22 protein-coding genes and 4 tRNA genes are annotated in these 26,004 nt (G+C 33.5%); 15 read left to right on the top strand and 11 right to left on the bottom strand.

Going from position 1 to position 26,004, the window contains the following annotated elements; genetic code table 11:
• Positions 1-400 precede the first annotated feature (400 nt).
• Together CIW83_RS00520 and CIW83_RS00525 are read left to right on the top strand one after the other, a co-directional pair.
• Entirely contained in the window at positions 401-2,749 is a 2,349-nt protein-coding gene (locus tag CIW83_RS00520) for an excinuclease ABC subunit UvrA (RefSeq protein WP_094898732.1), read from the top strand.
• Positions 2,746-3,663 (top strand): serine hydrolase, encoded by a 918-nt coding sequence (locus tag CIW83_RS00525; protein WP_094898733.1) that lies wholly within the window; start codon positions 2,746-2,748, stop codon positions 3,661-3,663. Before CIW83_RS00520 ends, CIW83_RS00525 begins: the two co-directional genes overlap by 4 nt.
• An 87-nt stretch (positions 3,664-3,750) precedes the next feature.
• On the opposite strand, the gene CIW83_RS00530 is transcribed toward CIW83_RS00525, so the two are convergent.
• The 7 genes from CIW83_RS00530 to CIW83_RS00560 form a co-directional block, all read right to left on the bottom strand.
• Positions 3,751-3,975, bottom strand: coding sequence for a hypothetical protein (locus CIW83_RS00530; RefSeq protein ID WP_094898734.1), 225 nt, complete (start codon positions 3,973-3,975; stop codon positions 3,751-3,753).
• Between the two features lie 160 nt (positions 3,976-4,135).
• Positions 4,136-5,149, bottom strand: a complete 1,014-nt coding sequence (locus tag CIW83_RS00535; protein ID WP_201259603.1) for a hypothetical protein — start codon at positions 5,147-5,149, stop codon at positions 4,136-4,138.
• A 174-nt stretch (positions 5,150-5,323) separates the two neighbouring features.
• The gene (locus CIW83_RS00540; RefSeq protein WP_094898735.1) at positions 5,324-6,808 is read right to left on the bottom strand and encodes an NAD(P)/FAD-dependent oxidoreductase; all 1,485 of its coding nucleotides are present in this window, start codon (positions 6,806-6,808) and stop codon (positions 5,324-5,326) included.
• A gap of 5 nt (positions 6,809-6,813) precedes the next feature.
• Positions 6,814-7,386, bottom strand: coding sequence for a TetR/AcrR family transcriptional regulator (locus CIW83_RS00545; protein ID WP_094898736.1), 573 nt, complete (start codon positions 7,384-7,386; stop codon positions 6,814-6,816).
• Positions 7,387-7,652: 266 nt separating this feature from the next.
• A tRNA-Thr gene (locus CIW83_RS00550) sits at positions 7,653-7,728 on the bottom strand.
• A 136-nt stretch (positions 7,729-7,864) separates the two neighbouring features.
• Positions 7,865-7,941: transfer RNA gene (locus CIW83_RS00555), tRNA-Asp, on the bottom strand.
• A gap of 96 nt (positions 7,942-8,037) precedes the next feature.
• Positions 8,038-8,112: transfer RNA gene (locus CIW83_RS00560), tRNA-Glu, on the bottom strand.
• A gap of 614 nt (positions 8,113-8,726) precedes the next feature.
• Here CIW83_RS00560 and CIW83_RS00565 point away from each other — a divergent pair.
• A complete protein-coding gene (locus CIW83_RS00565) occupies positions 8,727-11,471 on the top strand; it encodes a calcium-translocating P-type ATPase, PMCA-type (protein ID WP_094898737.1) in 2,745 nt (914 codons plus the stop codon).
• 22 nt (positions 11,472-11,493) lie between these two features.
• Here CIW83_RS00565 and CIW83_RS00570 read toward each other — a convergent pair whose 3' ends face one another.
• Positions 11,494-12,117 carry a manganese efflux pump gene (locus CIW83_RS00570; RefSeq protein ID WP_094898738.1) on the bottom strand — a complete coding sequence of 208 codons (624 nt, stop codon included), beginning with the start codon at positions 12,115-12,117 and terminating at the stop codon, positions 11,494-11,496.
• A gap of 157 nt (positions 12,118-12,274) precedes the next feature.
• On the opposite strand from CIW83_RS00570, the gene CIW83_RS00575 reads away from it, so the two are divergent.
• The 5 genes from CIW83_RS00575 (at position 12,275) to CIW83_RS00595 (ending at position 15,829) form a co-directional block, all read left to right on the top strand.
• Positions 12,275-12,366 (top strand) — tRNA-Ser (locus tag CIW83_RS00575).
• 118 nt (positions 12,367-12,484) lie between these two features.
• Entirely contained in the window at positions 12,485-13,948 is a 1,464-nt protein-coding gene (locus tag CIW83_RS00580; protein WP_094898739.1) for a serine hydrolase, read from the top strand.
• A 208-nt stretch (positions 13,949-14,156) separates the two neighbouring features.
• Positions 14,157-14,897 (top strand): AraC family transcriptional regulator, encoded by a 741-nt coding sequence (locus CIW83_RS00585; RefSeq protein ID WP_143598494.1) that lies wholly within the window; start codon positions 14,157-14,159, stop codon positions 14,895-14,897.
• Positions 14,888-15,127: a hypothetical protein gene (locus tag CIW83_RS00590; RefSeq protein WP_094898741.1), complete on the top strand. Its 240-nt coding sequence runs from the start codon at positions 14,888-14,890 to the stop codon at positions 15,125-15,127. The genes CIW83_RS00585 and CIW83_RS00590 overlap by 10 nt, the downstream gene beginning before the upstream one ends.
• Before the next feature lie 288 nt (positions 15,128-15,415).
• A complete protein-coding gene (locus CIW83_RS00595; RefSeq protein WP_094898742.1) occupies positions 15,416-15,829 on the top strand; it encodes a DUF3788 domain-containing protein in 414 nt (137 codons plus the stop codon).
• A gap of 178 nt (positions 15,830-16,007) precedes the next feature.
• On the opposite strand, the gene CIW83_RS00600 is transcribed toward CIW83_RS00595, so the two are convergent.
• The gene (locus tag CIW83_RS00600; protein WP_094898743.1) at positions 16,008-16,934 is read right to left on the bottom strand and encodes a DUF1848 domain-containing protein; all 927 of its coding nucleotides are present in this window, start codon (positions 16,932-16,934) and stop codon (positions 16,008-16,010) included.
• A 319-nt stretch (positions 16,935-17,253) separates the two neighbouring features.
• Here CIW83_RS00600 and CIW83_RS00605 point away from each other — a divergent pair, with 319 nt between their 5' ends.
• The 7 genes from CIW83_RS00605 (at position 17,254) to CIW83_RS00635 (ending at position 24,352) form a co-directional block, all read left to right on the top strand.
• Positions 17,254-17,928 (top strand): response regulator transcription factor, encoded by a 675-nt coding sequence (locus CIW83_RS00605; protein WP_201259604.1) that lies wholly within the window; start codon positions 17,254-17,256, stop codon positions 17,926-17,928.
• 9 nt (positions 17,929-17,937) lie between these two features.
• A complete protein-coding gene (locus CIW83_RS00610) occupies positions 17,938-19,203 on the top strand; it encodes a HAMP domain-containing sensor histidine kinase (RefSeq protein WP_094898744.1) in 1,266 nt (421 codons plus the stop codon).
• 245 nt (positions 19,204-19,448) lie between these two features.
• A complete protein-coding gene (locus tag CIW83_RS00615; protein ID WP_094898745.1) occupies positions 19,449-20,294 on the top strand; it encodes a GNAT family N-acetyltransferase in 846 nt (281 codons plus the stop codon).
• 122 nt (positions 20,295-20,416) lie between these two features.
• Complete coding sequence (locus CIW83_RS00620) at positions 20,417-21,175, top strand: ABC transporter ATP-binding protein (protein WP_094898746.1); 759 nt, start codon at positions 20,417-20,419, stop codon at positions 21,173-21,175.
• A 2-nt stretch (positions 21,176-21,177) separates the two neighbouring features.
• Positions 21,178-22,914 carry an ABC transporter permease gene (locus CIW83_RS00625; RefSeq protein WP_094898747.1) on the top strand — a complete coding sequence of 579 codons (1,737 nt, stop codon included), beginning with the start codon at positions 21,178-21,180 and terminating at the stop codon, positions 22,912-22,914.
• The gene (locus CIW83_RS00630; protein ID WP_094898748.1) at positions 22,911-23,513 is read left to right on the top strand and encodes an FtsX-like permease family protein; all 603 of its coding nucleotides are present in this window, start codon (positions 22,911-22,913) and stop codon (positions 23,511-23,513) included. Before CIW83_RS00625 ends, CIW83_RS00630 begins: the two co-directional genes overlap by 4 nt.
• Positions 23,514-23,593: 80 nt before the next feature.
• On the top strand, positions 23,594-24,352 hold the full coding sequence (locus CIW83_RS00635) for a transposase (protein WP_094898749.1): 759 nt from the start codon (positions 23,594-23,596) through the stop codon (positions 24,350-24,352).
• 23 nt (positions 24,353-24,375) lie between these two features.
• Here CIW83_RS00635 and CIW83_RS24720 read toward each other — a convergent pair whose 3' ends face one another.
• Positions 24,376-24,750 (bottom strand): DUF3788 domain-containing protein, encoded by a 375-nt coding sequence (locus CIW83_RS24720; RefSeq protein ID WP_369819346.1) that lies wholly within the window; start codon positions 24,748-24,750, stop codon positions 24,376-24,378.
• A gap of 75 nt (positions 24,751-24,825) precedes the next feature.
• The gene (locus tag CIW83_RS00645) at positions 24,826-25,734 is read right to left on the bottom strand and encodes a helix-turn-helix domain-containing protein (RefSeq protein WP_094898750.1); all 909 of its coding nucleotides are present in this window, start codon (positions 25,732-25,734) and stop codon (positions 24,826-24,828) included.
• Positions 25,735-26,004 lie beyond the last annotated feature (270 nt).

Here is a 26,004-nt window from a genome sequence, read left to right on the forward strand (position 1 = left end):
ATATCTTTGCAATAATTGCAGGATATTGCAAGGAGCTAAAGATAAAAAGGATTATATCAATGGAATCTATTTCCTTATATACTTTTTGTAGTCCTAAGGGGTTAATGTTATAGGGTTGTTATGTTTGTTGTTTAATATATAAACTATACTATTACAATAATTAAATTTAATTGTCTATATCAATAATAATACACACTTGACTTTTTTTTCAATACCAATATATAATGATTTTAAATTTAATCTATATTGAATTGACAAAGATAAGATAACATATGAGATCAGGGATTATTTTCTAAGGAAAAAGAGTTTTGAATATAGAATGAATTATTATAATCAAAAAAGACAGAATTGTATTTGATAGGTAAACATTGGAGGAATTTAGGTATAAAGGAGAGTTGCCATGAACGGCTTCATCGAAATAAAAAATGCACGAATACATAATCTGAAAGGCGTAGATGTAAAGATCCCCAAAAATAAACTAACTGTAATTACCGGAGTATCTGGCAGCGGAAAATCAAGCCTTGCATTTGATACCCTTTATGAGGAAGGAAAACGAAGATATCTTATGTTCTCTGGGACACAGTTTATAGTTGACAGTACACCCTCTTTTGACAGTATCACAGGGCTTTCTCCGACGGTTGCAGTAGAACAGCGTATAATCCGTCAGTCTAATCCTCGAAGTACAGTTGGTACACGAACAAAAATAAGCAATATGCTTGCTATGCTGTTTGCTGCTTATGGGGTGAGAGATGACAAATATAATGATGACATACCCCTTACGATGGAGATGTTTCAAAAAAATTCTCCCAAGGGTATGTGCGTAAAGTGTCTGGGCACGGGAATTATTAAAGAACTTGATGAAGAAAAGCTGTTTGAAGATTTATCGCAAAAAATAGAGGATGTTTGCTTAGGATTAGGAAAACGGGGAATTACAAAGCGAATGCTTGATAGCTTTTGTAAATATCATAATATCTCTCCCACAGACAAGCTCTCAACGCTTACTGATGAGCAATTAAACTTTTTGAAATATGGTGATAATGGAAAATCATCCTTTATGGGTTTTGTGCCATGGATAATGCATACTACAAATGGAGCTTTCTCGACATCGAGTCGCCTCGAATATTTGCTTACCAATGCAGGATATATGGGCAAAGCATCTTGTCCGAAATGTGGTGGCACGGGTCTTGGAGAACAGGCTTTTCATACTGCTATAGGAGGCAAAACTATTTCTGAGCTTGAAAATATGTATATAAAAGATTTGTACCAATTTTTAGCTACAGTCCCTATAATATCACCTTTGTTAGGCGAGATATTGGTAAAGCTAAATTGCATGGTTGATGTGGGGCTGCATCATCTTGCGCTTTCACGACCTGTACCAACACTTTCAGGCGGAGAAATTCAAAGACTATTTTTAGCTTCTTATATAATTGCTGAAATGGATAGTATTATTTTCGTATTTGACGAACCGACAATTGGATTACATGAGGTGGAAAAAGCTAAGCTGATTAAAATTTTGAAGAATCTTGTTAATCGTGGAAATACAGTTATAGCTGTTGAGCATGATGAAAAATTTATACGATCTGCTGACTACATTATTGACCTAGGTCCAAATGCAGGTGTACTTGGCGGTGAATTGATTTTTCAAGGTGGTTTTGAAGAATTTTTGTATTGTAAAAATTCAAATACATCACCATATTTAAGATGTGAAGAAACTCTGAAAATGGAAAAACGAAGCAGGACTATCGATATGCTAAATGTCTTAAAGATAGAAAATGCAGCACTTCATAATCTGAAAAATGTTACAGCAGAGATACCGCTTGGATTAATGGTAGGTGTTGCCGGAGTATCAGGAAGCGGAAAATCAAGTCTTATTTCTGATACACTTGTGCCTAAGTTAAAAGAAATGTTGAATACCAAGTGCATAACGGATGATGAAGATGGGGAGTTTACCTATGAATCTAATAATGTAATTATAAGCGGTATAGAACATATAAAAAAATGCTTTGTTATTGACCAAAAACCAATTGGAAGAAGCCGTACATCCTGTCCTGCCACATACACAGGTATGTTTGATCGTATCCGAACTTTGTTTGCAAAGGAGAGCGGACTTTCAGCAGGTCTTTTTACCGTTAATTCCGAGGGTGGCTGTAAAGTATGTAAAGGTGACGGTGAGATACATTATCATGTAGGTTTTGGCAATTTTATTAACTTGGAATGTGAGGCTTGCCGCGGAACAGGTTTTATTCCCGAGGTTTTAGAGGTAATGCTTGACGGAAAGAATATTAAAGATATCTTATCAATGACGGTGGATGAGGCAGTGGAATTTTTTAAGGGAAAGGATAAATCAATTGATAAAATCCTTGCAACGCTTTCACGTGTGGGTATGAACTATATCACTTTGGGACAAAAAACTCCTACCATATCTGGTGGAGAAAGTCAGCGTATCAAATTGGCAAAGGAGCTTTCAAAAGGACAGAATGCAAAGGATGCAATTTATATCTTGGATGAGCCTACTACAGGGCTATCATTTCATGATAGTAAAAAGCTATTAAAACTTCTTCATGAACTTGTAGATAAAGGTAATACAGTTATCCTCACGGAACATGACCCTTATGTGTTATCAAATTGTGACTATATCATTGAGATGGGTGTCGGCGGAGGCAATGATGGCGGAAATATTATAGCAGCAGGCACACCGAAAGAGTTAAAACAAAACTCAAACTCTATAATAGGACGGTATTTGAAATGAATCATGAAATTGAGGAATATGTTGACCATTATATAAAACAAAGAAGATATCGTCTTATCAACAGCATTTTGCTTTTTAAGGATAATGAGTTGATTCTTGAACGATATTATAATAACTTTACAAAGGATAGCAGAAATAATATAAAATCCATATGGAAAAGTATTTTGTCCATATGTATAGGTATTTGTCTTGATAAAGGATATATTAAGAGCTTAGACGAGCCTATAAGCAATTATTTAACAGAATTTGCTCAGAATGTTCATCCATATCACAAGCTAATCACTGTTCGGCATCTTCTAACCATGTCATCAGGCATATATTGGAATGGCGGTGTTCATTATCACTGCCCCATGCTTGAACAGCTTTGGAGATCAGAAAATTGTTTGGAACATCTTTCAGATACAGCTATGGCAGATGTACCAGGTACAAAATTTGTGTACAAGGAATGGGATGTTATTTTACTATCTGCACTCATAAGCAAGGCAACAGGTATGAGCACATACGAGTTTTGCAGAATAAATTTATATGAGCCCCTTGGAATAACCAGTGGTGAATGGGCTGCATTTTCGAATGGTGTGAATTATAGCATTAGCAACAATCCAATTCTTGAAATGCAATCGGATTTATCTGCTCATGATCTTGCTAAAATCGGTTTTTTGTTTTTGCAAAATGGGAAAGGTATTGTCAGTGATAATTATATAAGACAGGCTATTTCTCCTTCCCAAAGGGAAAGGAATTATGGTTTCTTATTGTGGTTATTTGATGGTGGTTTCAGCTGTCGCGGATATGGAGGTCAGGAGGTAAATATTCTGCCAGAGTCAAATATTGTTTACGTAATACAGGCAACACCATCAGCACAAAGTAAAAGCTATGAAGATGTTTTTGATAATATCATTAAGATAGTACAGGAGTAATAAAGATATAGTATGCATAAAAATAGGGCTTAGATAAAAGAAAGAGCAACCAAAAGGTTGCTTCTAATACTTTATATGTCTGATAAATTAGAATTTATCAGCTTTTTTTATCTTTATTTTTAGCCATTCAATTAAAAAAGAAATAAGAAAGCAGACAATATATGAAATTACTAAATAAATTAATGTCTGTTCTAATATTGGAGGATATGTATTGTTGTAGAGCTTAGAAAAAAGGATTCGAGGTAAAATAATACTCCCAATTGTTACACCTATACTCACTCCTATTGCAGATTTCAAAGCCTTTTTAACCATAAGATTTCACCTCCATATTAGTCTATTATAACACATAAACATATATAGAAATACCCAGACCTCCTTGTTTTTTCAATTATATATAGAAAACAAGTAAGGAACTGGGTTTCGTTTAAAGCTATACTCCAATATATTGATATACTAGATTATTTTAGTTTTTTTATACATTGGCAGTAGAAACTAAAATTGGTTTTTGTCCACTGAAACCTCCTTCTTCATTTACGGTAATCGAAAAAATATGCGGAGTCATCATAAATATTGTTGAAGTTGCATCAGCCACAACAATTATGCCATATTCGTTAATATGCACATCACCAGAAGCACTTGTATTAGGACCTGCAGTTACAGATATGCTGTCACCTACTGTAACATAATTATAGATGTTCTTAAGCTGGTCAGTATCGCAATTCTGAGGAAATTGGCTAGGTGGACTTAAATAAGTTATGGAATCATCATAAATACTATTTGGAAAATAAAGCATTGTTATTTTGTCGATATTAAAAGCAAATGATTCTTCTTCTGATTGAAGAACGAGCATTGGTATACTTTCAGCATCAGGAGCTTGGTAAAGGGAATGAATTGGTCCTGAAACTGTTGCAAGTCTATTTGAGAAAATACTAACAGAATCACCTTGATATATATTGACTATTTGTTCTAAAACATGAGCAAATTGCTCTAAAGCAAAGCAACGGCTATTATCAGCTATATCACTGTTTAAATAAAAAACTCGCAGATTAGCTTTAGATGGTATCGTATTTGAGAAAAAAACAGTAGTATTTGATGTATTTACCAATGAGATGTTGATAGGGGCATCACTAACATCTAGAATAGCTATTCCATTCATATTACCTGTTTTATTTGGTGAATTGCTATCAAATTCATGACCTTTGTCAGAAATTAACTTAAAAATAACGCTGCGTGAACCGAAGATTGACTGCATAGCTACATACCAATCAATGACATATAGACCATTTTCAGAAATAGTAATGGTACCTGTTATATTATTATAACTTATATTTCCTATCATACTAATTGTCTCATCAAATATAACATTATTATTGTTTAAAATACTATTATCATTATTTTTTTGAAGTTGTAATATTGTATTATTCATAATTACACCCTTTTTATATAGTTTAAATTGATCTTTATATATTATATGCCTTCGATTCAAAAGTGTTAAATACAATAGCCGCAAGTGAAGATTAAGGATATATTCATAATTTATCATATAAACTTAAAAATCCATTGTTGGTAGCAACGGATTTTTAATGAGGATCCATCTTAAGGATGTACGTTTTATATTTCTCTTTATAGGTACCTTAAAAATTAAAGTTATTTTACTGTTCTAAACATTTCCCTGAAATACCATATCAGTATCCCTGCATAAATATTGTACTGATTTTCGGCCCGTTTCAAGGGCAACAGGAAGTCCTCCGGGAATTATAAGTCGGTGGCCAGCAAAATAAAGATTGGATATACTTTCAGGCTTTGAGGGATAGGGATGCATTTTTACACCTTTACCCATAATTGACATCCATGAACCCTTATAAGAATTCAGATAGCGCTCATAAGTCAAAGGAGTAGCGATATCCCATACTTCTACCTTACCGGCAGTTTGAGGATATTTTTTTGCCAAAACAGCAATGAAGTTTTCCGCAAGCTTTTGCTTTTCAGATTCATAGCTACCCTTTATCTTCTGCTCTTTCCACCATTCATAGCTATCTCCTGGAAATATAGAAGTAATGGCAGTACATCCATTTGGAGCATAGCCTTCATAAGTCGCATAGTTATTTATACTGATTTCCTTGATTTCTTTTCCAGCACAGAATACCGGAGTATCACTTGTAAAGACCATACTTTCATGAATATTAGACAAGTCCTCTTTGATTCCTAAACAAATAAAAGTATTTAGCATAGGTTTGGTTTCAGAGCGCATCTTATCCGCCCATGGCTCTTTAAGTGGGTTGTCAAATAGAGTGTCAATCGCAGCCAGTGTATCTTGTGTGATGATGACTGCATCTGCAGAGATTTCTGTCCCATTAAAAACAATACCCGTAGCACTACCACTTTTAATCATAATCTTTTCAACTTTACTATTATATTTTATCACACCGCCTAAAGCTTCAAATCGTTTTGCTATCCTGCCAGCCATGGCAAGTGAACCGCCTGAAGGGTATCCTCCATCACCTTTTGCAAGGGTTGACAATGTGAAAAGCATGCTTGTGGCATTGTTATCATCGCTGACAACATTTCTGAATAAATCTTGTAAAAAAGGACTTTTATACCGCATAGCATATTCTTTTACCGTTTGATCTGAGTAGAAAGACATTCTAAAAAATGCAGGAATCATAGAAATCAATTTTGATATCGGTATAGCGGATTTTTCTTTAACCTTTACGTTTTTAATATCCGTAATGGGCATATCCACTTTCATAAATTTTTTCAAATCCCTGCAAAGGCAGATTATTTCCTTTTTATCTTCGGGTGATAACTCAATCAAATGAGACTGTAGTTTATCAATATCTCGATATAAAAAAGCCATCTTTCCCTTATCTTCAAAGGTAAAAAACGGGTCGCGGTTATAAATGGAAGTATTGTCATCCAATGCCCCGATTTCACGCCAAAGCTTATGGAGGGCAGTTTTTGGAGAAGAACCCGTCAGCCAGTGCATGCCACCTTCAAAGAGATAGCCCTTTCTTTTCCAGCTTGTAGATGCACCGCCTGGAATGGAATGAGCCTCATAAATCACAACATCAAAACCACTTTGGCGGGCATATACGCCTGCCGTTAGTCCAGCAATACCGGCACCGATAATAATAACCTTTTTCATCAGCCTTACCTCCTTATTATATCAATAATCCAATCACTATCAGGACATGGTGAATTTGGATTAAGCGCAATTTCCTCCGCAATGCCCCTTACGGCAGACCAAAAAGCAATTGAAAGAGCATAAGGGTCACCGCTGCGGATCGTACATTCTTCCTGACCTTTCAAAATCAGCTCAGAAGTTGGCTTATAAATATTAAAACTGGCAAGCATCTCTTTGACATAATCAGGAGCTGCTTCATTATAAAAGGCTTGATTCATCAATACAAACATCTTTGCAGTAAATGGCTCGGCTTTAATATAATGAAAAATTTGTCTTGCGACATCTTCAAAAAAGGCAAGAGGTTCTTTTTCAGTAGGAGCCATAACACTCATGGGTCCTGAAATGCCAAGACTTATCAATTCTTCATATAGTTTTTCCTTTGAAGCGAAATAATGAAACAACAATCCGACACTCATACCAACTTGCTCTGCAATGTCACTTACTTTTGTAGCAGAATATCCCTTGCGTATGAATAAATCCAGTCCAGCATTCAGTATCTCATTTCTTCGCTTTTCTTTTTGTTTTTCACGAATTCCCATTATTAAATCTCCATTCATTGAATATATATTCAATATTATATACCTATTATTGAGATTTGTAAACATTTTTCAAGAGAGTTCATAGGTTTCCAATATATATGATATTAAGAATGCTATTATAACAATGATAGAGATGTTTTTAATGATTTTTCTATAAAATACGAAAATGACACTGAATTTGAAAGAAAACTTTCAAATTCAGTGTCATTTTGTTTTGGTAAAAAACAAAGTACATAGGTTAATCTATGTACTTTGTTAAAATATTCTGGAGCTGGCGAGAGGAATTGAACCCCCAACCTACTGATTACAAGTCAGTTGCTCTGCCGATTGAGCTACGCCAGCACTTGTTTAATTCACAATTATCAGTTCACATTTCACAATTGAAAAACCAAACTCTCAAACCAATATTCTTAGTTTTGCTCAGAATATCATTTCTAACGCTTCTCAATTGTGCATTGTGCATCGTGAATTGATTTTTTGGCGACCTGGAAGGGACTCGAACCCTCGACCTCCAGCGTGACAGGCTGGCATTCTAACCATCTGAACTACCAGGCCAAATGTTTAAATTCATAATTGTCATTCCACAGTTCACAATTGAAATTTAAAAGACCAATAAAACGTTATTTAATTGTGCATTGTGAATTATAATTTTGGTGACCCCACCGGGATTCGAACCCGGGTTACCGCCGTGAAAGGGCGATGTCTTAACCGCTTGACCATGGGGCCATATCTGTCGTCAAAAACAACCTTTTTTATTATACTACGATTTATAAAATTTGTCAAAGGAAAAGTTTAAATATTTTTAGATATTTTGAGGAATGTTAATCTTTCTATATTTATATTAATTTTATCACTCTAGGATTAATGATTTAGGTCTCAATTTAGGGAAAAATAAAATAAGCAAATCTCTAGAATTAGCAAAAATTAGCTTGTTTTGTAACTAATTTTCACTCCTTTGAATAAAATAGTATAAAGGGATAGGAGTGTTAGTTATGAGAAGATACTTTAGCAGAAATAACGACACAAGAATGCTGATAAGAAGAATATCTGGAACAATAGGCATTATTATAATGCTTTGTATAGTCCCTTTCAAATTTCTAATGTTTGCTATAGGGTTAATCTGCTTAATTTTTGCTCTATTAATATAAAGATAAGATAGGGTTTGTCATTTTCTAAAGAATGGCAAGCCTTATTTTGTTCTATTTTATATAAATTACTTTAAATAAATTTCATAAAATAAAAAATGATGCATTAAATCAAAAAAATTCACATATGATTAGAAGGACAAGTCGTAGCATAACTTTGTATTAAATATTAGTTTACTACTGAGGAGGGGTGTTATGATATATTTTAATAGGGATAGGACGGAAGTTATAGAAGAACTTATGTCAGATGAAAAGAATGGTTTGAGTGATCTAGATATTAAAGCAGCACAGGAGAAATATGGACCAAACGAGTTTTCAAAAAGTAAGACAAGTTCATCCTGGGATGATTTATCAGATCCTCTGATAATTATACTTTTGATTGCAGCAGCCATAAGTTTTTTAATTGGAGAGTACATAGATGCAATTGGAATAATTTTGGCTATAACTTTAGGTTCTGTAATTGGGTACTTAACAGAAGAAAAATCTAAACAAGCTGCCGAAGAATTATCTAAAATAACGGAAAATATTTTTATTAAATGTATTCGAAATGGAGAAGTAAATCTTGTATTAAAAAATGATTTAGTCCCAGGTGATATCGTGCTCTTAGAGACAGGAAATATTGTTCCAGCTGATGGTAGAATATTGGAGTCAATGGGACTAAAGGCAAGAGAGGATATGCTAACTGGTGAATCTGATGATGTTGATAAGCATGCAGATATAATAGTTGAGATGGAAAAGGTTGAAGTCAAAGGAAATACTATAATTCAAGAACCAGTTCCAGCAAAACAAATAAATATGCTATTTGGTGGTACCCTTATTGCCAGCGGAAGAGGCAAAATGATAATAACTGCAATAGGTGATTCAACTCAAATGGGCAAGATTGCTCAAAGTATAAATGAGGTAGATAATGAAACACCACTCCAAATAAAATTAGGCGATTTAGGTAAAAACATTGCCAAACTATCAGGTTCCATTGCACTAATATTATTTATATTTATGATATTAAAGATGCTTATTCAAAAATTAATTATTATTGATAGCTCTGGAATTATTCCGTTTTTTAATTCAATTAAACCAGTGAAAAATGCCTTTGTTGTTTGTGTTGCCCTTGTAGTTGCTGCTGTACCTGAAGGGCTTCCTACAATGATTAATATGACTCTTGCTATTACAATGCAGAAGATGGCAAAGATAAATGCATTGATAACAAAAAAAGAATCTTGTGAAACAATAGGGTCAATTTCAGTTATCTGTTCCGATAAAACAGGAACATTGACACAAAATAGAATGACTGTAGAAAAGGTTTTTGTTAATGGAGACTATAAAGAAAAGTATGATTCAAATGAGAGCTACTTTATAGATAACTGTATAATAAATTCAACAGCTGATATAAAGTATATAAATAGGGAATGGCAATATATGGGAAGTGCAACAGAATGTGCATTATTGGTATATTTAGAAGACAAGCAGTATTTTGAATATAGGAAAAGTAAAGATATTACTTATCAGATTCCCTTTACGTCGAAGACAAAGAGAATGGATACAATTATTAGAGAAGGAGAGGATTATGTACTTTTATCTAAGGGGGCACCTGAGATTATTTTAGATTCTTGTGAATATGAATATTTAAATGGTCAGATTGTTAAACTTACAAAAGATAGAAAGCAATATATTGTTGAACAGATAAAAAAGCTTCAAGTTCAAGCAATGAGAGCATTAGGGTTTGCTTATAAAAAAACATCTAAATCAAATATTAATACATTTAACAACACTAATGTGGATCTTTATGAAAAGAATCTAATATTTACAGGATTTGTAGGTATCAGAGATCCTCTAAGGCCTGATGTAAAAGATGCAATTTCTATTGCAGAGAAAGCTGGAGTGAAGACTAAGATGCTAACTGGTGATAATATTAATACAGCAGTAGCTATTGGATATGAACTAGGATTATTAGAGAACAATAATAGAGCTGTAGAATCAACCTTTATAGATGCTCTCTCAGATCAGGAACTAAGAGAGGAAATAAAGACTATTTCAATAGTAGCTAGATCAAAACCTGAAACAAAGATGAGGATAGTAGAAGCCCTTCAAGATAATGGTGAAGTTGTAGCAGTAACGGGTGATGGAATAAATGATGTCCCCGCATTAGTAAAGGCAGATGTAGGTATAGCTATGGGTATTGCTGGTACAGAAGTAACCAAAAAATCTGCTAGCATAATTTTAACAGATGATAGTTTTAGCACTATAGTAAGAGGAATACAGTGGGGAAGAGGTATATATGAAAATTTTCAGAGATTTATTCAATTTCAGTTAACTGTCAATATAGTAGCTTTTTTAATAGCAATAATTTCTCAAATTATAGGTAGAGATATGCCTTTTACAACAATACAGTTATTGTGGATTAATATAATAATGGACGGGCCGCCAGCCTTATCTTTAGGCTTAGAGCCAGTAAGAGAAGATTTATTAAATAGAAAGCCTATTAAGAAAAATAGTAACATTATCTCGGAAACTATGTTAAAGTCAATTATTGTTAATTCAATTTTTATTACTCTAATATTATTTATACAAATGTTTTGGAATCCTTTAGGGGTATCAACAAGTAATTATAGCCAAGCTGGTATTTACGTTGGTAATGAAATGCAGACATCATTATTCGCATTATTGGCTTTTAGTGCTTTATTTAATGCTTTAAATTGCAGAGAATTTGGATTAAATAGTATAATCCCTAACTTTAGGAAAAATAATTTGGCATTGATAACATTACTTGCAACAGGATGTGCACAGATAATATTTATGACATATTATAATTATTTCTTTAATACAGTACCTTTAAGATTTGCGGTCTGGGTAAAGATTATAATTATGGCTTCTGCAGTTGTATGGGCTAATGAAATTTTAAAATATTTCCTACGATCAATGCGTTCAAAAACCACATATTAGTATGTGGTTTTTGATGCTTTTTCTATATTAACTTAATGATTGCCAAACAAATAAGGATTATGCCAGAGAGCCAAGATAAATTAATTTTTGATTTTTCGGCAAATTTTCTACCAATAAGTAATCCAAACCATATAAAGACTGAGTTTGTAATTAATGAAAACAACACCACAAGTTTTAAATTAATTGATCCCAAAGCGCTGGCAAAACCTAAAACAACAGCATCAATAGAAAGTGCAACTCCAAGATAGAGAATTTCTTTTAAGCTAATCTTTTCTACATTTATTAAATCATTTTTTATTTGATTGATATATATATTAGTTACAAATGTCAAATCAAATAATGTAAATATATATTTTTTAACTAATCCTTGATTTTTAGATATATAGGTTTTAGAAATACCTTGTAATAAATAAAATAAACCTAATGATCCTAAAGTGGCAAAACTTATTATTAAGGCACTGTTACCTGGAAGGATATTTCTTACCATAGCCCCACAAAATATAGATAGAGCCAATATTGAAGTGCTAATAAGGTTAAGGATTTGTATTGATAAAAAAGGTATTTTAACCTTATTTGCTCCATAAGCAATACTTGCTACAAATGAATCTAAGGAGCATGATAATGCAAATAAAAAAGCTTCTAGCATGATGATCTCCCTTCTCTTAAAAATATCAATCTAATATATATAATATCCTTATAGTTTTAATTTGTGCTTAAATAAATATTAAATGGAAGATAAATTTAATGCTCCCTCACCTGTTAAATTTTATTTTTGTATGTTATAATATGAAGGTAAATAATAGGGAGAGATGTCCGAGAGGTTGAAGGTGGCGGTCTCGAAAACCGTTGTGCAGTGCAAGCTGCACCGTGGGTTCAAATCCCACTCTCTCCGCCAGAAAGATAGGACAAAACAGATGCAAGATATCATCTGTTTTGTCCTAATTTTTTATGTTATACTAAGTTGAAGATAATTTATATTATCCGTACAGGTATTTTTTATAATGGAGGTTTCAATGAAAAAGATCATCGTTATCATGATAGCATCACTTATGCTATTCACAGGATTCGCAACACCAGTTTATGCACTATCGGATGCACAATCTGCGGCAATACAAGCATTGCTTGATGATGCCTGTCGCATATCTGGTGTACCGGGTATGTCAATTTCTATAATCACTGGAGAGGAAATGTTCTACTTTTCCTCTGGCTACGCAGACCGTGATAAAAGGTTGCCCGCCAGTGAAAACACTCTATACGAGCTGGCTTCGGTTAGTAAGGCTTTTACTGGTGTGGCCATTTTACTGTTAGAGGAGCAGGGACTACTGTCCATGACCGACCCTGTTCAGAAATATTTGCCTTGGCTTACGATGGAGTATAAAGGTATGCCTGTTGATATGCAGAGCTTTACACTTAATAACTTTCTTCACCATACCAGCGGCTTGACAAATCGAAAGCATATTCAAAGCATCCCGCAAGGCAGTACGCCAGATATGTTGCGAAAAACCGTGGAAGCATTGGTAGATGCTGAACTGGCATTTGCCCCTGGTGAGCAATACGAGTATGGAACTGTCAATTATGATGTATTAGGTTTGGTTATTGAGGTTGTGTCTGGTCAAAGCTATGAAAGCTTTATGACGGAGCAGGTATTTCGCCCCTTGAGCTTATATCATACTTATGTTTATAAAGAAGAAGCCCAAGCAACCGGGCAACTGGCGCAGGGCTACCGATCTTCTTTTTTTATAACAAGCCCATATAACGCCCCAGATTATGCCGGTAACAAACCGGCGGGATATATCATGTCCTGCACAAAGGATATGGCGCATTGGATGAATATACAGATGGGTGGTGTACAAGATATACCTGAAGTATTTAAAGCGGTTATCATGAAATCACATCATGGAGACGTATCTGTACCGGATGTCAATGGAATGTATTATGCGGCAGGATGGATGGTAAACGCTGACAAAACAATTATTGAGCACTCGGGGGGTAATCCCAATTTCTCAACCGAAGTGGTAATACTGCCAAATGAACGAACAGCCTTCTGCCTGCTAACCAACGGCGCTAATACCAATATCGGTCTGGTAAAAGGTATTAAAGATATATTGGACGGCAATCTTACGCAGTCGTATAAAATAAGCGGCATACAGTTTTTGGACATCATTCTTTCGTTTACCACAATTATTGTTTGCCTGTTGGCTATCATTTTCTTTATTTTGGGGTTACGCAGAAAGAAAATGAATGATCGGCAATCAATAACAAAAAAGAGAATATTCATAACCGTTGTTTGGCTAATGGTTACTGTTGCCATATGCATTATGTGCTGGATTTTCCCGATGTTCTTCGGATACGATTGGTCAACGTTACTTATTTGGCAAACATATAGTATTCTTACAGTTTTGATTTCACTGGCGCTATTAACTGCTTCTATTACATTCTTTGTATACACTCGCCAGCATAATGCCGTGTCCCGATAATGAGTATAATCTTACCTGCATCTATTTTGACCTAATAGCACAAATTCATCAGGCTAAAAAAGATATAGAGTTGTTTCTTTTTTAGCCTAAGTTTTATGATAGAATAAATTAAGATAGTTATAGGATGGTTAATAATGGACATTTGAAGTAATGATTATATAGTATATAATGAACCTTGCAGCAATTAATTTATTTTGCAGGGTATTTTTTGGCTGATTATGATACATTTATTTCGGAGGAGATAAATATGGAGTGGGTAACAAAGTTAAATGAAGCGATAAGTTATATCGAAGAGAATATTAAGGGTAAGATTGATTATGCCACTGCAGCACGTATTGCATGCTGTTCACTTACACGTTTTCAACGAACATTTTCCTTGGTTTCGGATACGACAATTGGAGATTATGTTCGATACAGGAAAATGGCATTGGCAGCTGATGAATTGAAAAGTTCCAGTATAAAAGTAATCGATCTTGCATTGAAATATGGCTACGATTCCCCGGATTCATTTACACGAGCATTTCAAAAATTTCATGGAATGTCACCCACCACCGTGCGTAAATTAGGGGTGTCAAAGGCTTATCCAGCCATCTCGTTCCAAATAAATATTAACGGAGGAAATGTTTATATGGGAAAAAAACCAGTAATACAAATTGAGGAATTCGTCGGCAAGCAAGTGGTCTCATTCTTTGCAGATCAAGTTGATCCCGAAAAACATGCATGGAATTTAATGCGCACTTGGGTGAAAAGTAATATCAAGGATTATTCTATGAGAAGATACATTGGATGTGCACCTAAAGGACATCATCCACAGGGTGAGCAGCATAAATCAAACGAAGGCCCTGTTAAACATGAATATTATGCACAAATGATTCTATCGACAACGAAGATATTAGCGATTTATGTAAGGATGTGGATATATGTACTGCGCCACAAGGCTTGTTTTTAATAGGAGATATAATTTTTAACGAATTTCACGATGATGGCACAATAGATATCGGGACATCCATGCAAAAATCATCTCAAATAATGTTTGACTGCATGAATGAAATCGGAGGTTATGAGCTGGACTTTAATCATCGATGCTTTTATGAAGAACATATTTTTCCTAAAGAATGGTTTTATGGAGCGGATGAAATGGCTGAAATGAAGCTATGGCTACCAATTAAGAAGGTGTAATCAATATATATATATTTTAGGCATAATGCCAGTAAAACCTGTTATCAGTAAGATTTTGATTTAAATTTACGCCGTATCTGTCCAAAGTCGGGTACGATATCAAACGATACCATTTTTATGGGAGAAGTTAAGCATTATAACATACTGTATAATATAATCAAGGGTATCTTTTTTACTAACTTTCTAAAATTATTAGACTAGGAAAGATAGTAATTTGTGTCTTCTCAGTCTAAGTTTTGTATGTTATATTTGAAAAGAGAATTCATTTTTAGCAAGGAGATATATCTTATGTATGAACGTATGCTCGATAAATTAAAAGAACCTTCCCTAAACGAAATGATAAAGTATTGCGGAATTACAGGAGAGCTATTTGAATGTCTTAATCAAGAGATTTTATTTAAGTACAAAACAGAATTTAAGATTCGTTTTCCCTATGGAAATCATTATGGATGGGGAATAAAACACAAATCCAAAAACGAACATATCTGTGATATTTTTGCTGAGAAAGACGCATTTACAATAATGATACGATTAACAAATAAACAAATAGATAAAATCTATTGGGAATTATCTGCATATACACAAGAAATATGCGACAATAAATACCCTTGTGGAGAGGGGGGATGGCTTAAATATCGGGTAGTTTCTAATGAATATATGGAGGACGCATTTAAGCTATTAAATACAAAATTACAAAAATGATTACTACATAATTATTAGCATAATCTTATCTGCCCTTATTTTGTGATAATAATACAGAATATTAGGTCTAAAAAGATGCCGTGGGTTAATCCCATGGCATCAGTATTTTGAAGGACTCAACTATAATTTTTATAAACATATGGAAACTCTATACATTTTGAAGGAGTATATACTGCCATTAAAACAGCTTTAATTGCCTAAGGATATTAGAATTCACTTTTCTATCTATAATTTTTTCATCATCTATTACTTCACCAATTAATAATTCTCCCATTGGATTGTGTTTGCTGCAGTTTTTGGCAACAGATGAATCACTGTAATTTGCATAACAATAAATACATCCGTTTTTACAGGTGTTGTATGCACCAATGTCAAAGCTTTTAAAGCAGCCGCAGCTATCACGCTGATTTTTGTCAGCGACAATATTAAGTTTTTCTCCGAGAATACGCTCAATAACATCTTTATCTATGCAGGAAGCCTTTTGGATTCCATATATCTGCAAGTTTATGTTTTCACAGCATGCTTTTATTGTTAATCCGTACTCTTTGGCACATTTACTCATAAAGATACTAATTTCTGCCATTTCCTCTTTAGAGGTAGGACGAATGGACTTTGTTTTAATCTTTGAATACATGTCTACAAAACTTATGGTTACTATTTCTGTAAAGTTATGTAATTTATCGCACATTCTTTCAAATTGTTTCTTGTGATAAGCTATATCAAGAACATCATTAAGTATTAAAGGGTCATATCTCCATAAGACACGTTCTTTACCAATTATTTTACTGAGTTCTATAAATGTATCTTCTATATCCGATTTATTACGCAGATTCCTCTCAATAGAACTGTCATAAGGGGTGAGGGTAAATTGAAAATAATACTTATATCCCAAACCATCAAGTATGGGCAACTTATCCATAATATTCTGTGCATCCTTAGTCCAAAATACAATACAGTCAATTACATCAGGAGACAAATCTATTCTACTGATTTGTCTGTGATTCATTGGATTCCGGGACAAAACATATCCAGCATTTAAACGATTAATGAACCACCTAGAATAATGGCAAGGTATATCTGTTCTGCGAGATGCGGAGATTATCATTATTTCACTTCTCCTCTCTGTATTAATTAGAAAAGCATTTCTAAGATTTACATATTTCTCCAAGACTAATTTATGACAGATAACATAAAGATTTGTATAAATATTTTTTAGCAGTTTTGGAGGTTTAGCCCCAAGGCATGTTGAAAAAATCAATTAAATGTAAATTCATTATACTTCAATAATGAAAAAAAGAAAAGAACTGTCTATGTACTATAGAAAAGTGCAATAAAGCTGTAAAACAAGAGACATTTACATCCTAGTATACATATGATAAAATGCAAGCAAATGGATTTTTACTTTCTGGAGAGGAAGATGTGCTATGGTGAAATATGACTGCTTAATAGTTGATGATGAAGAAGCATTATCTCAAAGTACCTGTGAATATTTCAATATGTTTGGAGTGAAAACCTTTTGGGCAGCAGATGAAAGGGCGTGTTCTGATTTTTTAAGCCAAAATAAAACGGATTTAATACTTTTAGATATTAACTTAGGGAAGTCCTCAGGATTTGAAATATGCAAGAAATTGAGAAATACAACTGATATACCTATCCTCTTCATAAGTGCAAGAACAAGTGATGATGATGTACTACTTGGTCTTAATGTAGGTGGAGATGACTATATTCAAAAGCCATACTCATTGAATATTCTTTTAGCTAAAGTCAGGGCTGTATTGAAACGATATAGGGGATACGAGGATATATTCTATTTTGGGAGTTTTAAAATCGACTTTATTATGGAAAAGCTTATGAATGATGAGAAGGAAATTAGATTAAAGGCTATGGAATATAAACTACTTGCTTATTTAATTCAAAACAGAAACCGTAATATTTCAAAAGAGGAACTTTTTCAAAAGGTTTGGGGTGACGCGATTACCAGTGATGGAACACTAAATGTTCATATTAGAAGACTTCGTGAGAAAATCGAAGAAAATCCAAATGAACCACATTATATTAAAACCTTATGGGGGACAGGCTATGCATTTGAAACTGATTAGGAGTTTAAGATGAATATTAAAAAATTAACTGCTTTAGCAATTACTATTTTTTTAATTGGTATGAGTATAATACTTTATGTTTTCAATAACACCGAAGATATTAGAATTGATACTGTTGTGGTAAATGATATTACCCAGTCCTTGGCAAAACAGTGGGATAATCTAGATAAATTAGATTTACCTTGTTTAAAATATGGACTTGACTATGTTGTTTTGGATAATAAAGGAAACTTCATAGGAGCAACAAGAGAAGGTCTTAACGAGAATATAAATTCTGCTGTAAATAATCGAGATACAATAGTTGATATTTTACTTGATACAAAAGTTTTGGGTAAGCTTATTATTTATAATAATACAAATGAACTTTGGAAACAGCATAGAGATAATTTGCTTATGACTTCTTTACTAATCGTAACGTCTACTACTTTGTTTTGGCTTGCCTATGGAATGTATATAGACAGAACTATTTTTAGACCATTTCGCAAACTGCAAGCTTTCGCCCGACATGTAGCGGCAGGTGAATTAGATATGCCCCTTGAAATGGATGAAGGTAATATCTTTGGTGCATTTACAGAAAGCTTTGACTTAATGAGAGAGGAACTGGCTAAAGCAAGGGAAAACGAAAGAAAAGCCAGTCAGAGCAAGAAGGAGCTGGTGGCATCATTGAGTCATGATATAAAGACACCTGTTGCATCAATAAAGGCTGTTTCTGAAATTATGATAGTAAAATCTAATAGTGAAGAAGATAAAAAACAATTGGGTATCATTAATTCAAAAGCAGATCAGATAAATATACTTATAAATAATATATTTAATGCTACTTTAGAAGAATTGCAAGAATTAAAGGTTATAGCGGGAGAAATATGGAGTACAGAATTATATGATTTAATAAAAAATGCTGATTATAATAACAGAGCTATAGTATCTATAATTCCCGAATGTATTGTTTCGGTAGATAGATTGAGGCTCTTACAGGTTATTGATAACATAATAAGTAACTCATATAAATATGCAGATACGTCAATTAATATCATTGGAAATATAAAAGGTCAGTATCTTGAGTTAGAGTTTAAAGACTACGGGTTGGGTATACCATCGGAAGAGGCACCCCTTCTATTTAATAAATTCTATCGTGGAAAAAATTCAATAGGGAAGAGTGGTACAGGACTTGGACTATATATTTCCAAATATCTGATGAATAAAATGCAGGGTGATATTGAATATAAAGCTACAGATAGTGGATTTGTCTTAATTCTCAAATTACGTATTTCATAAAAGATAACTGTCTTAGATGTAGCCTATCTTTTACAGCCTTTTTTAACATGGCTTTTATGCTATAATTGGCGTATGATTATTCATATGATAGGGAATAGAGCTATGGCAAATATTATAAAAGGATTAGAAACTACATTCAACGAAGTTGTCGAAAATTATGACAAAATGTGTCCGACATATAGATAGACTAGAATTGAAAATGTAGATTATATATAATGTTAACTTAGTTAGAGAAAGGAAAGAACATGAAAATTAAAGTCAAGGAAATGTCTGATATTGATTATGAAAAAGTAAATAAGCTTATTGATTTTGAAGATGCAGATGCTGAATTTCTAATGGCATATAATAATAGAGAAAAAAATATATATTGCCTTTATAACTATGATAAACTAGTAGGTATTGCACAAATCATTATCAATAAGAGGGCATTTTTGTATATTTTTATTAATCCCTCTTATAGAGGTAATGGAATTGGATTTAATGCTCTTAAGCTGTGTGAGGAAAAACTATATGAAAATGACATTGAGCAAATTATGACAACATATCGAATTGACAATTCTTACTCAAAAGCATTTGCGAATAAACATGGATATATGAGGAAGTTTTCTTCAGTTTATATGAAGTATTCAGGGATCCAGTTTGATGTACAAGAGCCATCTATTAGAAATTACTGTGATGATGATTATGAATCTGCACACGAAATGTATGCGGAGGCTTTTCATGAGATGCGGATTAGTGTAGGTGATTTTCTTGATTCAGTTATTGAACAACCTAATGACAAAATGCGTCAATACTGGGCTGAAACATCAAATGAGCGCTTGGTATATATTAGAAATAGTGAAATAGTTGGTTACGCTCATATTGATGGAAACGAAATAGGGAGTGTTTCAGTAAAATCACAAAAACAAGGGCAAGGTATTGAACGAAGCTTTGTAAAATATATTTGCAATAAAATTCTTGCAGAGGGAAATGAGGCGGTTTTTCTTTATTGTGTTGTGGGGAATAGAGCCAAAAGTTTATATGACAGTTTGGGATTTCAAGAAATATATACCTGTGAGTATGCAACAAAATTAAACTCATTAAATATTTAAGAATTGGTTAAGAAATGATTAAAGACTGGTTAAGGATTTACAATATATAATAGGGCTGTAAAAGATGAACTGCTTTAAATGCAGCAAACTTTTAACAGTCTTATTTTTGTAGGAGGGAATCAATGAAAAATGTGATTATATCAACTAATAAGCTTTGTAAGACCTTTTCAAACGGAGGAATGCAGCAGCATGTACTTAAGAATCTGGATATTGAAATATTTGAAGGAGATTTTACTATCATAATGGGTTCATCTGGAGCAGGAAAATCTACCCTTTTATATGCATTATCAGGTATGGATAAACCAACTTTGGGCTCCATTAAATTTTTTGATGAGGAGATTACAAAGCTATCCAATGATAAACTGGCAGTTTTTAGGAGGGCTAATTGTGGATTTGTATTTCAGCAAATGTTTCTTTTGGATAATATGAGTATATTGGATAATATACTTATGAGCGGTTTGCTCCTAAGCAAGGATAGAAAAGAAATTACAGCAAGAGCAAAGGAACTCTTTATACAGGTTGGATTAGATGAAACAATATGGAGAAAATTTCCCACCCAATTGTCAGGGGGAGAGGTTCAGCGTGCTGCAATTGTCCGTGCATTGATTAATCAACCAAAAGTAATTTTTGCCGATGAGCCCACAGGCTCTCTTAATTCAGCAGCAGGCAAAACAGTACTTGATATGCTTACTGAAGTAAATAACAAAGGACAAAGTGTCATCATGGTTACCCATGATTTGAAATCAGCTAGGAGGGGAAATAGAATTCTATATATGCGTGACGGTGTTATTCATGGAGTTTGCGACTTAGGAAAGTATATAAGTGGTGATAGAGAACGGCATATTAAACTCCAAGGATTTCTCGCCGAAATGGGGTGGTAAATATGAAGAAAATTTTTATGTTAAGTTTCGCAAATATACGAAAATCTAAAGGACAGACAGTTTCTCTTTTTATAATGTTTTTGGTGGCAGGGTTTTTATTAAATGCAGGTTTACTTGTGTTTATAAACTTCGGAAACTTTTTTGAAAAAATAACTGATGAACTTAATACATCTGATGCTTATCATATAATAGGTATGAACCTATATAATGAAGAAGTAGATCGATATATTAGAAATAATCATAATGTTTTAGAAATGGAAAAGTTTGATTCATTATATGCTTGGGCATCCATACCTTATAATGGTGATACACGTGAGCTAGCATTTCTCTTAAATGATGGAGATTTAGAGCGTAATCTTTCTAAATGGAAACTTATAGGAGAGTATTTGCCAACAGATTCCATGTCAATATACGTTCCATATGTATTAAATGTTGACGGAGGCTATGAGCTTAATGACGAATTTGAAATGAAAATTGATGATACAATTATTGAGTTTACCATAAAAGGTTTTACGGAGGATGGGTTTTTCAGTTCTGTAGACACTGGGGTTTTGGGACTTTATATGCCTCATGAAACCTATGAAAAAGTAAGAGAGATATTAGGTGATAGCTATAAAGGTACAGTTGTTTTTACTAATCTTATTAAAAACGATAAATCCCTTGAAACAGGAATCAGAGAATTGATTGAACAGGATAATATGATGACAAGGTCAGTATTGAGTATAGACTTACCTATTATACAGCTGTCTCGTACTATGATGGCAAGTATGACAGCAGCGATGATAGTAGTCTTTTCTGCTATTGTTGCGTCAGTATGCTTGATAGTTATCAGGTTTAAAATCAATAACAATATAGAAGAGGATATGATGAAAATCGGTTCATTAAAGGCCATAGGTTATACTAGCAGACAAATTATATATTCCATTGCTCTACAGTTTCTTTTAATAGCATTTGCAGGCAGTATAGGGGGAATAAGTATATCCTATTTTACAATTCCCATATATTCTCTTATATTTGAAAGTCAGTCTGGATTACATTGGGTACAAGGATTTGATGGTATAATCAGCGGAATTACCTTGAGCATAATTCTATTGGCAGTAGTAATGGTAACTTTAATCAGTGCAGCACGTATTCGAAGACTTCATCCCATCATAGCTTTGAGAGGCGGTATAATAACACATAATTTCCGTAAAAATTATCTACCTCTCCATAAATCGAAGCGTAATTTAACTATTGTCCTTGCCTTTAAATCAATGTTCCAGAATATGAAACAGAGTATTATGATAGGAATAATATTGATAGCAGTATCTTTTTCCAGTACCTTTGCAGTTATAATGTTCTATAATTCAGCAATTGATACTAAGGCATTTAATGAGATTCCGGGAGTTGAACTTTCAAATGTTATGGCTGTGTTAAATGATGATGCTGATACTGATCAACTGGTAAAGAAAATACGGAATTTAGATGGTGTGAGAAAAGTTCAATTCATAGATGAAACCATGGTTAAAATAGATGATAATGACACCCTTACCTATGTTATGGAGGACTATTCTAAGAAGGAAACTGATATAATCTATGAGGGAAGGTATCCTATTCATATAAATGAGGTAGTTATCTCGGGGCATTTGGCAGAGATGCTTCAAAAGAATATTGAAGATAATATTACATTAAAGAATGGTGAGAGAGAAGTAGAATTTATTATTACAGGTTTATCTCAAGGCATTAATAGAGGCTTATGAAAATCTTTATGACATATGATTCAATACTTAAGCTTAACCCAGATTTTAAACAGCAAAATCTACAAATATATCTGAATAAAGGAGCAGATGTCCCTGAATTTATAAAGACCCTTGAAAATTCATATGGAGACTCTATAATGACAATAGTAGATGCAGATAAGAATATGGAACAGAGTATAGGAATCTATATATCCATTGTTTCAAAGGTTGGAATTGCAATTTTGATTATAACAATGGCTGTAGTTGTTTTTGTTTTATACCTTATCATTAGTTCAGCCATTATAAGAAGAAAACATGAATTAGGAATACAAAAAGCAGTTGGATTTACAACATTCCAGCTTATGAACCAGATTTCCTTTGGTTTTATGCCTCCTGTAATTATTGGGGTATTTATAGGGACTATAGCGGGAATGACACAAGGAAATAAAATTATGTCAATAGCGCAGAGGTCAATGGGTGTTATGAAAGCAAATTATATAATAAATACTCTTTGGATTATTTCATTTAGTATTGCTATTGTAATTATATCTTATATTACATCAATGCTTATTACTTATAGCATTCGTAAAATATCAGCATATAAGCTAGTAAGTGAGTAACACAAGGGGACGGTTCTCCTGTGTCATTTTATATTGTTATCGCCTATGGTTTATGCTAAGCTAAAATAGAGGTGATTTCTATGCCAAGAAAGTCAAGAGAAAAAAGTGATACAGGAATATATCATGTGATGCTGCGGGGGATAAATGGACAAATAATATTTGAAGATAATGAGGATTATGAAAGATTAATCCAAAGTATTGGAGAGTATAAAGGAGTATGTGAGTACGAGATATATGCCTATTGTCTCATGAGCAATCATATACATTTGCTAATGAAAGAAGGAAAAGAAGACCTTGGAATAGTCTTTAGAAGAATAGGAGCAAGCTATGTCTATTGGTACAATGGAAAATATAGTAGAACTGGACATCTATTTCAAGATAGATATAAATCTGAGGTAGTAGAAAATGATGAATATTTTTTAACTGTACTAAGATATATTCACCAAAACCCTATTAAGGCAGGTATTGAAAGAGAGATAGGAAGATATCCTTGGAGTAGCTATAATGAATATCTAGGAAAAGAGGGAATCTGTAATGCTAAATTTGCACTAGGATTCTTCGGACAGGATGAAAAAAGTGCAATAGCAGCGTTTGAAAAATTCAACTATGAAGAAAATAATGATAAATGCCTTGAATATGAGAAGTCACTAAGAATAGATGATAATGAAGCAAGAAAAATTATAATGGAATTATTTGGAGTAGAGGATACAATTGGAATTCAAAAACTCGAAAAAGAAAAAAGAGATAAAGTCATTAAAAAATTAAAGGATAGAGGATTATCAATAAGGCAAATCGAGAGACTGACAGGAATTAGTTTTAGTATAATAAGAAGAACATGACACAGAAGAACCGTCCCTCTGTGTCATGTTGATTTTACCCGTATTTGAATTAAACTGATTACATCATCCAGAACCTTAGGTTCTGTAACTTTAATCATTAACCAGCGGCTTCCATGAGAAGAAGTAGTGTTCTGATATAGGTTTTGTGTGTATTTGGCATAGGATGGGAGCATTAATTGGGTTTCAAGACTCTCTTTATTGCTGATTACTATAAGAGCAATATAGAATCCTGACATGGGATAAAGTGTACATAAGGATTTTCCATATTTTCGGTATTTCACATTCCAACCGGGCTGCATGGAGCACTGGCTGTAATATAGTTTTGGATTAATATGATAAATACTTTGTAAAAACAAATTCAACCTTTGCCAAAGCTGAGTATTCACATATCTATTGATTTCATCTAATGAAGCTGATTATTTGGACCATATAATGCACTCCACTTCATACTTTTCTCTCCTTTTCTACAAGAGTTATTCTTCGGGTATAGGCATTACCCATACCTCCATACTAGTTGTATCTGGACTATGGTTTGTATAGCGTTCAATTGCAAAAGGTTTAGAAATAAGCTTATGATTTGGGAGCCATGTTTCAAACATATATTTATGAGCCTTGTATATTGCATCCATTACAAGATGTTCAAAGTCTTCCGCCTCAAAAGAACAGACTATATATTCTCCTTTAGGCAATTCCCATGAGGAAAAACCTAGAATCTCTTCATTAGAAGAAGCCTCAGCTCCAGCAAAATAACGGTAATAGCCATCCTTGGTTCCCATATAAGTAACACCAAGTTCGTCACCACCCTCTTTTAACCCTTCAATAGTCGGTTTACTTTCGTGAAAAATATTCCATAGCTTTCCAAGTGCATCTACACCAGTGTTACCGCTACCGGGCATCTGATCAATTGGTTCTTCTAATATAAGTCCAATAAAATATTGGGGAGATGAAATATTTCTTCGTGTAATTTCAAGAACAATTCCATCAGAAACCAAAGGAACATTCTCGTCCACAAGGGTATAATTCAGTAACAGCTGGGGTTTTACAAAATGATTTAGACGAACTGGATTGGTACGGTATTCCTCCGGAGTCATTCCAAAGGCATCTTTAAAGGCTCGTGTGAAAGTTTCGTGAGATGAAAAGCCAAAATCTAAAGCGATATCCAGAATTCGCTCATTGTTATCTTGCAAACCTTCAGATGCTTTTGCAAGACGGCGTAGCTTAATATATTCATTCACTGGCTTTTTGACTAATCGACTGAACAGCCTTTGATAATAAAATTGAGACAGTGAAGCAAGTTTTGCAAGAGCAGCAATTTTAATTTCCTCTGAAAGATGTTCCTCAATATAGTCTATGGTTATTTGTATTTGTTCCCATGCGTGCATATCTAAGCACCTCCTTATAAATAGAATAACATACCTATAATCAATTGGCTTGACCTCCAATGCCCTTTTATAAGGTTATTTATTTGCAGATAATCATATCATAATAGCAATTTGTATTTTACTTTCCATAATTAAATTTCAGATTGATCATTTTACTTGAGGCAATACGTTTCGTTGTGCTAGGTGATTTATGAGTAAGAGACAGTATCAGATAATTACTAACGTTTATTGTTAGATTGGCATGTATTTCGAAGGTGAAAAATTTCGGTA

The sequence above is a fragment of the Tissierella sp. P1 genome, from assembly GCF_002266425.1.
Classification (GTDB): Bacteria; Bacillota; Clostridia; order Tissierellales; family Tissierellaceae; genus Tissierella; species Tissierella carlieri.